8 protein-coding genes are annotated in these 12,834 nt (G+C 73.2%); all 8 read left to right on the top strand.

Annotation, left to right across the window (positions count from 1 at the left end; all coding sequences use genetic code 11):
• Positions 1–70 precede the first annotated feature (70 nt).
• The 8 genes from ABEA82_RS04515 (at position 71) to ABEA82_RS04480 (ending at position 12,739) form a co-directional block, all read left to right on the top strand.
• A complete protein-coding gene (locus ABEA82_RS04515) occupies positions 71–1,369 on the top strand; it encodes an extracellular solute-binding protein (protein WP_345660020.1) in 1,299 nt (432 codons plus the stop codon).
• A gap of 398 nt (positions 1,370–1,767) precedes the next feature.
• Complete coding sequence (locus tag ABEA82_RS04510; protein ID WP_345660123.1) at positions 1,768–2,664, top strand: carbohydrate ABC transporter permease; 897 nt, start codon at positions 1,768–1,770, stop codon at positions 2,662–2,664.
• Positions 2,661–3,506 (top strand): carbohydrate ABC transporter permease, encoded by an 846-nt coding sequence (locus ABEA82_RS04505; RefSeq protein ID WP_345660019.1) that lies wholly within the window; start codon positions 2,661–2,663, stop codon positions 3,504–3,506. Before ABEA82_RS04510 ends, ABEA82_RS04505 begins: the two co-directional genes overlap by 4 nt.
• A 1-nt stretch (position 3,507) precedes the next feature.
• Entirely contained in the window at positions 3,508–5,139 is a 1,632-nt protein-coding gene (locus tag ABEA82_RS04500) for a beta-N-acetylhexosaminidase (protein WP_345660018.1), read from the top strand.
• Positions 5,140–5,398: 259 nt separating this feature from the next.
• The gene (locus tag ABEA82_RS04495) at positions 5,399–6,292 is read left to right on the top strand and encodes an FAD binding domain-containing protein (protein WP_345660017.1); all 894 of its coding nucleotides are present in this window, start codon (positions 5,399–5,401) and stop codon (positions 6,290–6,292) included.
• On the top strand, positions 6,289–8,994 hold the full coding sequence (locus tag ABEA82_RS04490) for a 2Fe-2S iron-sulfur cluster-binding protein (RefSeq protein WP_345660016.1): 2,706 nt from the start codon (positions 6,289–6,291) through the stop codon (positions 8,992–8,994). Before ABEA82_RS04495 ends, ABEA82_RS04490 begins: the two co-directional genes overlap by 4 nt.
• Positions 8,991–11,300 (top strand): xanthine dehydrogenase family protein molybdopterin-binding subunit, encoded by a 2,310-nt coding sequence (locus ABEA82_RS04485; protein WP_345660015.1) that lies wholly within the window; start codon positions 8,991–8,993, stop codon positions 11,298–11,300. The genes ABEA82_RS04490 and ABEA82_RS04485 overlap by 4 nt, the downstream gene beginning before the upstream one ends.
• A gap of 269 nt (positions 11,301–11,569) precedes the next feature.
• Positions 11,570–12,739: an SUKH-4 family immunity protein gene (locus tag ABEA82_RS04480; RefSeq protein WP_345660014.1), complete on the top strand. Its 1,170-nt coding sequence runs from the start codon at positions 11,570–11,572 to the stop codon at positions 12,737–12,739.
• Positions 12,740–12,834: the final 95 nt, after the last annotated feature.

Here is a 12,834-nt window from a genome sequence, read left to right as displayed (position 1 = left end):
GCCTCCGGTGTGTTGTGCACAGCGAAACCTTCATTGCGCATGTTGCAACACTCCCGCGGAGGAGCACTTCATGAAGCTGTCCGTCCGATTTGCCGGGGTCACCGCGCTCGCCGCCCTTCTGGCCACCGCCTGCGCGCCCCAGACCTCCTCGAACTCCTCCTCCGGCGAGGACGAGAAGACCGGCACGCTGCGCGTGTGGCTCTTCCAGGAGGTCGGCAACGCCCCCAAGCAGAAGGTCGTCGACTCGGTCGTCGCCGACTTCGAGAAGGCCCACAAGGGCACCGAGGTCAAGGTCGAGTACATCCCGATCGACACCCGCGCCCAGCGCGTCAAGGCCGCCTTCAACGACCCCGGATCCGCTCCGGACGTCATGGAGTACGGCAACACCGACACGGCCGGCTATGTGAAGGACGGCGGACTCCTCGACGTCACCGAGGAGTTCGGCGACTGGAGCGAGGCGAAGGACACCGACCCCACCGCGAAGCAGTCGGTGACGGTGGAGGGCAAGCTGTACGGCGCCCCGTTCTACGTCGGTGTCCGCGCCCTGTACTACCGCACGGACGTCTTCGAGGAGCTGGGCCTGGCCGTCCCGAAGACCATGGCCGAACTGGCCACCACGGCCCGCAAGATACGCGCCGGGCGCCCCGACCTCTACGGGCTCGTGGTCGGCGGCGCCTACACCTACGGCGCGATGCCGTTCGTCTGGGCCAACGGCGGTGAACTCGCCGGCGGCAAGGGCGGTTCGTACGCCTCAGGCATCGACAGCCCGGAGGCACAGAAGGGCATCGAGGAGTACACGTCCCTCTTCGGCGACGACAACTGTCCCGCCGCCAAGTGCGCCGGCATGGGCGGCAACGACACGGTCTCCGCGTTCGCCGCGGGCAAGGCCGGGATGGCGATCGGCGGCGACTTCAGCCACACCGCCGTCGAGGCCGGGAAGGTCAAGGGCAAGTACGCCGTCGTCCCGCTGCCGGGCGTGAAGCCGGGCTCGATCGCCCCCGCCTTCGCGGGCGGCAACAACATCGGCGTCCTGAAGAGCACCTCGCACCGCACGCTCGCCGTCGACCTGATGGAACAGCTCGCCTCGAAGAAGACGCAGGCGGAGCTGTTCGACGCGATGGGCTTCCTGCCGACCTTCACGGACGTACGGCAGCAGGCCGCGGCGAAGGAGCCGTTCGTGAAGCCCTTCGTGCGGACCCTCTCCGCCGGCACCAAGTTCGTCCCCGCGTCGCCCGCCTGGGCCCAGATCGACTCCTCGCTCGTCCTGCCGACGATGTTCCAGCAGATCATCAGCGGCAAGAAGGACGTGCCCGCCGCCTCCGAGGACGCCGCGAAGAAGATGAACACCGCGTTCGGCTCCGCCGGGTGAGCCGGATGAACGACCGTACCGAGTCGGCGGGAGCCGACCTCGCCGGGACCGGCGCCGCCGAGGCCGGTCCGCCTGCTGCCGGCTTGCCGGGAACCGCCGGGGCGGGGGGCGGCCCTGCCGGGTCGGACGGGACGGGAGCCGGTCGCGCGGGGCCTGCGGGCACGGCGGGCGGCCCGGTCGGGCAGGTCTCGGCGGGAGCCGCGCGTGACCTGCCCGACGGCCGTGCCACCCCCGCTCCCGCGAGCGTCACCGCAGCACCGGGTGGCCCGGCCGGGGATCGCACCGGGGAGGCCCGCGCCGGTGCGGGCGGCGCCGGGGAGGGCGGCGGTTCGCCGCGTCGGCCTTCGGGCACGGTCGTCGGCAAGGCGCGGAGCGGGCGACCGGGCCCGCGTCGGGCCGTGCCCGGCCGGAGCCGGCGTGTATCCGGCGGCTGGACGCCCTGGCTGTATCTCGCGCCCGCGCTCCTCGTGCTCGGTGGGCTGCTCGTCTACCCCGTCTACCAACTCGGCCTGATCTCGTTCTTCGAGTACACGCAGGCTCAGGTCAGCGGCGGGGAGCCGACCGCGTTCCGGGGGTTCGGCAACTACGCCGAGCTGTTCGGGGACGCGCAGTTCTGGCAGGTGCTGCTCGCCACCGTGCTGTTCGCGGCGGCCTGTGTCGTCTCCACACTCGCCGTCGGCTGCGCCCTCGCCGTGCTGCTCACCCGCGTACGGGCCCTGCCGAGGCTCGCGCTGATGCTGGCGGCCATGGGCGCCTGGGCGACCCCCGCCGTGACCGGCTCCACCGTCTGGCTGTTCCTCTTCGACCCGGACTTCGGCCCGGTGAACCGCATGCTGGGCCTCGGCGACCACGCGTGGACGTACGGACGGCTCAGCGCCTTCCTCCTCGTCCTGCTCGAAGTGGTGTGGTGCTCCTTCCCGTTCGTCATGGTGACCGTCTACGCCGGCATCCGCGCCGTACCGGCCGAGGTCCTGGAGGCCGCCGCCCTGGACGGCGCCTCGCAGTGGCGTATCTGGCGCTCCGTACTCGCCCCGATCCTCCGGCCGATCCTGGTCGTCGTCACCATCCAGTCGGTCATCTGGGACTTTAAGGTCTTCACCCAGATCTACGTCATGACGAACGGCGGCGGCATCGCCGGCCAGAACCTCGTCCTCAACGTCTACGCCTACCAGCAGGCCTTCGCGTCCTCGCAGTACGGCCTCGGCTCGGCGATCGGCGTCGTGATGCTGCTGATCCTGCTCGCCGTCACGCTGGTGTACCTGCGGCTGCTGCGACGCCAGGGGGAGGAACTGTGAATCTTCCACGCGCCCGGGTCCGCCGCCCCGGGCGGCTCGCCGCCGAGGCCGCCGCCCTGCTGATCGCGGTCGTCGTCGCCTTCCCGCTGTACTGGATGGTGCTCAGCGCCTTCAAACCGGCCGGGGAGATCGAGTCGTCCGAGCCCCGGCCCTGGACTCTCGCCCCGTCCCTGGACGCCTTCCGGCGCGTCTTCGGGCAGCAGGAATTCGGCCGTTACTTCCTCAACAGCCTCGTCGTCGCGGGCTGTGTGGTGATCGCCTCCGCGCTCATCGCGTTTCTCGCCGCGACCGCCGTGACCCGATTCCGGTTCCGGCTGCGGACCACCTTGCTGATCATGTTTCTGATCGCCCAGATGGTGCCCGTGGAGGCCCTCACGATCCCCCTCTTCTTCCTGATGCGGGACTTCGGTCAGCTGAACACGCTGGGTTCGCTGATCCTGCCCCACATCGCCTTCTCGCTGCCCTTCGCGATCTGGATGCTGCGGGGGTTCGTTAAAGCCGTTCCGGAGGTTCTGGAGGAGGCCGCGTACATCGACGGGGCGAGCCGGGCACGATTCCTCTGGCAGATCCTTTTCCCGCTCGTCCTGCCGGGTCTCGTGGCCACCAGCGTGTTTTCCTTCATCTCCGCCTGGAACGACTTCCTGTTCGCCAAGTCGTTCATCATCAGTGACACCTCCCAGTCGACGCTGCCCATGGCGCTGCTGGTCTTCTACAAGCCCGACGACCCGGACTGGGGCGGCGTCATGGCGGCGTCCACGGTGATGACGATTCCGGTGCTGATCTTCTTCGTACTCGTGCAGCGACGGCTGGTGTCGGGGCTGGGCGGGGCGGTAAAGGACTGACGTGACTGAACTGATTCCGGCTCCCCGTGACGTCGTCGCCGGTTCCGGCGAGGTACGGCTGACGGAGCACACTCGGCTCCACGCCGGCACCGGGACGCAGGGCGCCGCCCACTGGCTGCGCACCGCCCTCCGGCAGGCGACCGGCCTGCCGCTGCACGAGGCGCGGGGACCCGGTGACGCCGACGGCGACGGTGACGGCCTCGGGCTCCGGCTCGCCCCCGGCCTCGGCTCCGAGGAGTACCGCCTCGTCAGCGACCGGAACGGCGTCCTCGTCGAGGGCGGCGACGCGGCCGGTGTCTTCTGGGGCGCCCAGACCCTGCGGCAGCTCCTCGGCCCCGACGCCTACCGCAGGGCCCCGATCGACCGCGACCGCGTCTGGGCCGTGCCGTACCTCACGATCGAGGACGCCCCCCGATTCGGCTGGCGCGGCCTCATGCTCGACGTCGCCCGGCACTTCATGCCCAAGGAAGGCGTCCTGCGTTACCTCGATCTGATGGCGGCGCACAAACTCAACGTCTTCCACTTCCATCTGACGGACGACCAGGGCTGGCGCATCGAGATCGAGCGGCATCCGCGGCTGACGGAGATCGGCTCCTGGCGCGCCCGGACGAAAACCGGCCATCGTGCCTCGCCGCTGTGGGAGGAGAAGCCGCACGGCGGCTACTACACCCGGGACGACATCCGGGAGATCGTCGCGTACGCCGCCGAGCGGCATATCACCGTCGTCCCCGAAATCGACGTACCCGGCCACTCGCAGGCCGCCATCGCCGCGTACCCGGAACTCGGCAACACCGACGTCATCGACACGACCGCCCTCTCCGTCTGGGACACCTGGGGAATCAATCCGAACGTACTCGCCCCCACTGACAACACCCTGCGCTTCTACGAGGGCGTCTTCGAGGAAGTACTCGAGCTGTTCCCCTCGGAGTTCGTCCACGTCGGCGGCGACGAATGCCCCAAGGACCAGTGGCGGCGGTCGGCCACCGCGCAGGCGCGCATCAGGGAACTCGGGCTCGCGGACGAGGACGAGCTCCAGTCCTGGTTCATCGGGCACTTCGACTCCTGGCTCGCCGCGCGCGGCCGCCGGCTGATCGGCTGGGACGAGCTCCTGGAGGGCGGGCTCGCCGAGGGCGCGGCCGTGTCCTCCTGGCGCGGCTACGCCGGAGGAATCGCCGCCGCACGGGCCGGCCATGACGTCGTCATGTGCCCCGAGCAGCAGGTGTACCTGGACCACCGTCAGGACCCGGGCCCCGAGGAGCCGGTACCGATCGGGTGGGTGCGCACCCTGGAGGACGTCTACCGGTTCGAGCCCGTTCCACCGGAGTTGACGCCCGAGGAGGCCCGGCACGTGCTGGGCACCCAGGCCAACCTGTGGACCGAGGTGATGGAGGACCACGCGCGCGTGGACTACCAGGCCTTCCCCCGCCTCGCGGCGTTCGCGGAGGTCGCCTGGAGCGCCCTGCCCGCCCCGGCGGAACGGGACTTCGACGGGTTCCAGCGCCGTATGACCGCCCACTACCGGCGGCTGGACGCCCTGGGCGTCGCCTACCGGCCCCCCACGGGACCGCTGCCCTGGCAGCGGCGCCCCGGGGTGCTGGGCCGCCCGATCGACGGGCCGCCGCCCAGCCGGTAGCGCCGGCCGTCACGACCGAACAGCTCGAACAGGCCACGGAAAAAGCGCACAAGGGTCACCGAAAGTGCCAATCGGCACGCACTGGCGAACCTGTACGAAAACGGACCATCTCGCCGGTGAGGTGGGCGAATGCCTCCTAGCGGACCCGTGTCTTCGGCTCTCGCCAAGATGTGCCAGAGTTGCCACGTCCGCCCTGTCAGCACGTACCGTACGGCAGCACAGGTGGGACCAGGTGGGGCAGCGGGAAGGGGCAGCCGGTTTGACCACGCACGCACCGCAGGCGGCGCAGGCCGTCACGCTGCCCACGACGCTGGACGAGGCCGTCGCGGCGCTCACCGCCGTGCCCGCCGCCGTACCCGTCGCGGGCGGCACCGACCTGATGGCCGCCGTCAACTCCGGGCAGCTCCGGCCCGCCGCCCTGGTGGGACTCGGCCGGATCAGCGAGATCCGCGGCTGGCAGTACCTCGACGGGCACGCGCTGCTCGGCGCCGGCCTCACGCACGCGCGCATGGGCCGCCCCGACTTCGCGGCCCTGATCCCGGCGCTCGCCGCCGCCGCGCGCGCCGCGGGCCCGCCGCACATCCGCAACGCGGGCACCCTGGGCGGCAACATCGCCTCGGCCGCCCCCACCGGCGACGCGCTGCCGGTGCTGGCCGCGCTGGAGGCGACCCTGATCGTCGCGGGCCCGGGCGGGGCCCGTCGGGACATCCCGGTGTCGCACCTGCTGGCCGGGGTGGACATGCTGCGCGCCGGTGAACTCATCGGCTACGTGCGCGTGCCGCTGCTGCACGCCCCGCAGGTCTTCCTGAAGGCGACCGGCCGGACCGGCCCGGGGCGCGCGGTGGCGTCCGTGGCCCTGGTCCTGGACCCCGCGCGCCGGGGTGTGCGCTGCGCGGTGGGCGCCATAGCGCCGATGCCGCTGCGGCCCCTGGAAGCCGAGCAGTGGGTGGGCCGGCTCATCGACTGGGACAACAACCGCGCGATCGTGCCGGAGGCGCTCAGCGCCTTCGGGGAGTACGTCGCCGCGGCCTGCATCCCCGACGCGGCCCCGGCCGAGGACGGCTCCGTACCGCAGCTCCCGCCCGCCGTACTGCACCTGCGGCGTACCGTCGCCGCGCTGGCCCGACGAGCACTGGGGAGGGCGCTGTCGTGACCGACGACCAGCACGGAGAGGGCACGCCCCGCGGCGGGAGCCGCTGGGACCCGCTGCCCCAGGGCGAGTACGACGACGGCGCCACCGCCTTCGTCGAACTCCCCGAGGGGGGCGTCGACGCCCTGCTGGCCGCCCACAGTCCCCTCGCCGCGCCCGGCCACGGCTACGTACCGCCGCAGATAGCGGCCGACCCCGCCACGACCGCCGGCACCGACCCGGCGGCCACGGGCTGGCCGGTGCCCGGCGCGCCCGCCGACGGCGCCCAGTGGCACGACCCGCACACGGCGCACCAGCAGGGCCACGGACAGGGCCAGGGGCAGGGCCACGGACAGGGCCAGGAGTACGGCGGACACCAGCAGCAGCACGACGCCGGGGGGCAGTCCTACGACGCGCCGTACGGCTCCGGCACGCCGTACGGTTCCGGCGCGGGAGCGGGGCAGCACGGCGGGAACGACCGTTTCACGTACAACCCGGGAGGCACCGGGCAGTGGAACTTCGAAGAGGCCTCGGCGGCGGAGACCGCGCCCGGCCATGACGTGACCGGGCAGTGGTCCATCCCCGTCGCCGGGGGCGACCTCCCGGACGAGTCGGGCGAGTTCACCACCTCCTCGCTGGTCGAGCAGTGGGGCGGCACCCCGCCGCCCACGCTGCCGGGCGGCGCGCCCGCGCCGTGGGCGACACAGGCCGCGGGCCGGCCGTGGGGGCAGCAGGACCCGGCCGCCCAGGAGCAGCCCGGACCGGGCCACCCGCACGAGCACGGCCACGAGCACGGCCCGGAGCACGACCGGCCGCAAGGTCGGCCCGAGGGCGCCGGACCGGCCTCCGGATACGCGCCGGACCAGGCCACGCAGAGCGCCCATGCCCTGGAGCAGCCACCCGCCGGGCCCCTCCCGCAGGAGACAGACCCGGCGGCCGGTCACGCCCCGGGAGGGCACGAGAGCCCCGGCCATGCGGCGGGCGGTCACGGCCGGCTGCCGCAGCCGTACGAGAACGCCGACGCCGGCCACGCGCCCGAGTCGCCGCCCGGGTACGCCGGTCACGGGCCGGAGATGCCCGCCGCCGAGCACCCACACCAGCCGTCCGACAGTCGCGGCCACGCGCCGGAGGAACACCGGGCCGCCGGCCACGCGACCGAGCCGACGGCGGCCGGAGGCGCGCCGGAGCGGTCCGGCTTCCCCGGTCACGACGCGGGGCACTCCGGCTTCGCCGGACACGACGCGAACCCCTCCAACTTCGCCGGGCACGGGGCGGAGCAGCCCGCCTTCACCGACCACGCGGGGGAGCAGCAGCCCTTCGCCGCGGGCGGACCGGAGCAGCAAGCCTTTGCCGACGGGGGGCCGGAGCAGCCCGCCTTCACCGAGCACAGGGCTGAACAGCCCGCCTTCACCGATCATGGGGCCGAACAGCCCGCCTATCCCGGCCGTGGGCCGGAGCCCTCCGGATTCCCCGGACACGGCCCGGAGCGGACCGGCGTTCCGGGACATGGCCCGGAGTCGGCGGGCGCAACCGGTCACGCGCCGGATCCGACGGGCGCCCCCGGTCACACGCCCGAGCCGTCCGGCCCCGCCGGGAACCCAGCCGAGCGCCCCGCTCTCGCCGCGTCGCCCCAGCCCTACGCCGAGACCCCCGGCGACCCCGCACCCGAGGCACACGCGGAGCCCGCAGCGCCGGAGCCCGCCCAGGAGGCCTCACAGCCCGCCCGCGACCCCGCACCCGAGGCACACGCGGAGCCCGCAGCGCCGGAGCCCGCCCAGGAGGCCTCACAGCCCGCCCACGGGCCCGGTGAGGCCGCGGAGGGCACCTCAGAGGCACCAGAGACCCCAGAGGCTCCAGAGGGCGCTGACGGCCCCGGCGAGCAGCCCGCCGGGCCCCTCCCGGACGCGGCGGACACGGACGCCGGACCGGACGACGTCGACGCCGAGCGCTCGAACGACCCTGCCCCGGACGCCCCGACAGAGGACGCCCCGGCCGCGCACCCCCACGAGGTGGCCCACGAGGCGTCGCACGACACGCCTCCCGCCATGCCGCAGGAGGAGCACCCCCTCGCCTCGTACGTCCTGCGCGTCAACGGCGCCGAACGCCCCGTCACCGAGGCGTGGATCGGCGAGTCCCTGCTGTACGTGCTGCGCGAGCGGCTCGGGCTGGCGGGGGCCAAGGACGGTTGCTCGCAGGGCGAGTGCGGGGCGTGCAACGTCCAGGTCGACGGACGGCTCGTCGCGTCCTGCCTGGTCCCCGCCGTGACCGCCGCGGGCAGCGAGGTCCGTACCGTCGAGGGCCTCGCCGAGGACGGGCAGCCGTCGGACGTGCAGCGGGCGCTCGCGCGCTGCGGTGCCGTGCAGTGCGGCTTCTGCGTACCCGGCATGGCGATGACCGTGCACGACCTCCTGGAGGGCAACCCGGCGCCGACCGAGCTGGAGACCCGGCAGGCGCTGTGCGGCAACCTGTGCCGCTGCTCCGGCTACCGGGGCGTGGTGGACGCGGTGAAGGAGGTCGTCGCCGAACGCGAGACGCACACCGCCCCCGCCGACGGCGACACCGACGAGCCCCGAATCCCGCACCAGGCGGGCCCCGGGGCGGGCGGCGTCAACCCGTCGGCCTTCGGCCTGCCCCCGGGAGCGCGCACTCCGCAACCGCACGCCCCGGACGCGCACTCCCCAGACCCCCATGACCAGCCCTACGGCCAGGACGGAGGCCCGGCGTGACCAACGAAGCAGCCACCGCGCAGGCCGCGGAGGCCGCCTCCGCCTCCGAACCACTGCCGCACGGCCTCGGCGCCTCCCTCCCGGCAGCCGACGCCCGCGCCAAGACGGAGGGCACCTTCCCGTACGCCGCCGACCTGTGGGCCGAGGGCCTGCTGTGGGCGGCCGTGCTGCGCTCACCGCACCCGCACGCGCGCATCGTCTCCATCGACACCACCCACGCGCGCGAGATGCCCGGCGTACGCGCCGTCGTCACCCACGAGGACGTCCCCGGCAGCCCGTTGCACGGCCGCGGCAGGGCCGACCGCCCGGTCTTCGCCTCCGAGGTCGTGCGCCACCACGGCGAGCCCATCGCCGCCGTCGCCGCCGACCACCCGGACACCGCGCGGATGGCCGCCGCCGCCGTCATCGTCGAGTACGAGGTGCTCGACCCGGTCATCGACCCGGAGCAGGCCTTCGAGGCCGAGCCGCTGCACCCCGACGGCAACCTGATCCGGCACATCCCGCTGCACCACGGCGACCCGGAGGCCACCGGCGAGCTCGTCGTCGAGGGCCTGTACCGCATCGGCCGCCAGGACCCCGCGCCCATCGGCGCCGAGGCGGGCCTGGCCGTACCGCGCCCGGACGGCGGCGTGGAGCTGTACCTCGCCTCCACCGACCCGCACACCGACCGCGACACGGCCGCCGCCGCCTTCGGCCTGGAACCCGAGCGGGTCAAGGTCGTCGTCACCGGCGTCCCCGGCGCCACCGCCGACCGCGAGGACCAGGGCTTCCAGCTCCCGCTCGGCCTGCTGGCGCTGCGCACCGGCTGCCCGGTGAAGCTCACGGCCACGCGCGAGGAGTCGTTCCTCGGCCACGCCCACCGGCACCCCACCCTGCTGCGCTACCGCCACCACGCCGACGCCGAGGGCAGACTCGTCAAGGTCGAGGCGCAGATCCTGCTCGACGCGGGCGCCTACGCCGACACCTCCGCCGACGCCCTGGCCGCCGCCGTCGGGTTCGCCTGCGGCCCGTACGTCGTCCCGAACGCCTTCATCGAGGGCTGGGCCGTACGCACCAACAACCCGCCCTCCGGCCACGTACGCGGCGAAGGGGCCATGCAGGTCTGTGCCGCCTACGAGGCGCAGATGGACAAGATCGCGAAGAAGCTCGGCATCGACCCGGCCGAAGTACGACTGCGCAACGCCATGGCGACCGGCGACGTCCTCCCGACCGGCCAGACGGTGACCTGCCCGGCCCCGGTCGCCGAACTCCTCCAGGCGGTGCGGGACTTCCCCCTGCCCCCGCTGCCCAAGGACACCCCCGAGGAGGACTGGCTGCTGCCCGGCGGCCCCGAGGGCGCGGGCGAACCGGGCGCGGTGCGCCGGGGCGTGGGCTACGGCCTCGGCATGGTGCACATGCTGGGCGCCGAGGGCGCGGACGAGGTCTCCACGGCGACCGTGAAGGTCCACGACGGCGTGGCGACGGTGCTGTGCGCGGCCGTCGAGACCGGCCAGGGCTTCACCACCCTGGCCCGGCAGATCGTGCAGGAGACCCTCGGCATAGACGAGGTGCACGTGGCGCCGGTCGACACCGACCAGCCCCCGGCGGGCGCGGCCTGCCACGGCCGGCACACCTGGGTGTCGGGCGGTGCGGTGGAGCGCGCGGCCAAGATGGTCCGCACCCAGCTCCTTCAGCCGCTCGCCCACAAGTTCGGCATGTCCACGGAGCTGCTCCAGATCACCGACGGCAAGATCACGTCGTACGACGGGGTCCTCTCGACGACCGTCACCGAGGCGCTGGACGGCAAGGAACTGTGGGCCACCGCCCAGTGCCGCCCGCACCCGACCGAACCGCTGAACGAGGCCGGCCAGGGCGACGCCTTCGTCGGCATGGCGTTCTGCGCGATCCGCGCGGTGGTGGACGTCGACATCGAGCTCGGCTCCGTGCGGGTCGTGGAACTGGCCGTCGCGCAGGACGTGGGCCGGGTCCTGAACCCGACGCAGCTGGCCGCCCGGATCGAGGCGGGCGTGACCCAGGGCGTCGGCATCGCCCTCACCGAGAACCTCCGCACGCCGCGCGGCCTGATCCGCCACCCCGACCTCACCGGCTACGCCCTCCCGACGGCCCTCGACGCGCCCGACATCCGCATCGTCCGGCTGGTCGAGGAACGGGACGTGGTCGCCCCCTTCGGGGCGAAGGCGGTCAGCGCGGTACCGGTGGTGACGTCCCCGGCGGCCATCGCGTCCGCCGTACGCGCCGCCACGGGCCGCCCCGTGAACCGCCTGCCGATCCGGCCCCAGGCCGCGGTGGTCACGGAACGGTCCTGAACCCCCTGCCCGTGCGTCTGGGCCTTCGTCCGCGTCCGCGTCCGCGTCAGTGGATTCTCGCGGAAAGGGAACGCACGAGGGTGGTCTGAGCGTCTTGTGATGTGAGCGCGTGCAAGCGGTTGCGGCCGCAGGGCGCGCGTCGCTGTTCCGGGGCGTTGTCAGTGGTGGGGCGTAGTGTTCTGGGCAGTTGGGGGACGGCTGCCGGGCCTTGCCGGGCGGTCTGCCGTGCTCCGCCAGGGGACGGTGAGCAAGCACATGCGGGGGAGCCCATGAGTACGACCGACGCCGGTGCCGCGGTGATCACCCTGACCGAGGCCGAGCTGGACCCGTGGGTGACGCACGCGTCGACGCGGCACTGGCTGACCGGCCCCGGACTGCCCTCCGGGAACGGCGTGGTGAGCTTCAGCGAGCTGCGCCGCGACGGACTGCGGAGGGTTTCGGACTCGACGGGCGACGTCCGGGCGGACCGGCTGTCGGCGGAGCTGCGCGAGCAGCTGGTGATAGGCGGACTGCTCGGCCCCGGCGGCCTGGAGACGGAGTCGGTCCTGCTGGACGGCGCGACGGGCGAGATCTCGACGACGTACTTCCTGCACGACCGCCCCGACCTGATGGACCGCCGCCCGCTGGCCCCCTCGCTGCGCACGCTGGTCCGTTTCGCCGAGGCGACGGACGAACTGGCGGGCCTGCGCGGCCAGTTCGCCTCCTACGCGGGCCGCTACGGCCCGAAGGCGGTGGCGGAGGCCTCCCAGCACCTGCTCTCGGTCTTCCGCGACGGGACGGACGGCGAACCGGCCCCGTTCTGGAAGATGGCGGCGTTGATCCGCCCGTTGTCCCTGGTGGCGGGCAGGGGCGGCACCTCCGGCCTCTCCCTGGACCTCCCGCACCGCCTCCTGGACCAGGAGTTCGGCCCCGGCAAGGTGGCCCGCTTCGAGGACGTCGACTTCCCCTCGACCCTCACCCACGAGCCGACCCGCCGCTTCCTGCGCGAGATCGGCCTGCCGGAGGACGCCCACGTCTTCTCCCTGGACACGGACGTCCCCCTGGCGACGCTGACCGAGTACTACGCCGACACCGACAGCCCGGCGGAACCGCCCGCCGGGGCCCACCGCCTGATCCGCCTCGGTCACCTGGTCGAGGACAACAGCCTGGTCGTCGACGGCGAGACGGGCGCGGTCCTGAACTGGAGCGAGCCCGAGGGAACGCTGTACCCCCTGAACACGGACGTGTCGACGCTCGCCTTCACGCTCTGGCTCCTGCACCGCGAGCGCGCCATAGACGCCCAGTCGTCCCACGAGCTGACGACCGACACCTACGACCAACTGGCCATGACGATGCTCCAGGTCCTGTCGACGGTGGACCCCACGGGCGTGACCGCGGGCAGATCGGTCCGCCACTACTGGACGGACGCGTTCCAGGACGAGGCGGGCGGGGTGCTGTAGGAACCGGGTGCACGCTGGAGCACGGTTACCCAACCGTCCAAGCCTCGCTATTTCAGCAACTCGACAGGGCGCGCGACAGCGCACTTTTTGTTTTG

Origin of the sequence: Streptomyces venetus, from assembly GCF_039540295.1 — a bacterium.
Classification (GTDB): domain Bacteria; phylum Actinomycetota; class Actinomycetes; order Streptomycetales; family Streptomycetaceae; genus Streptomyces; species Streptomyces venetus.
The sequence above is the reverse complement of the archived record's forward strand: the minus strand, read 5'-3'. Positions and strand labels throughout refer to the sequence as shown.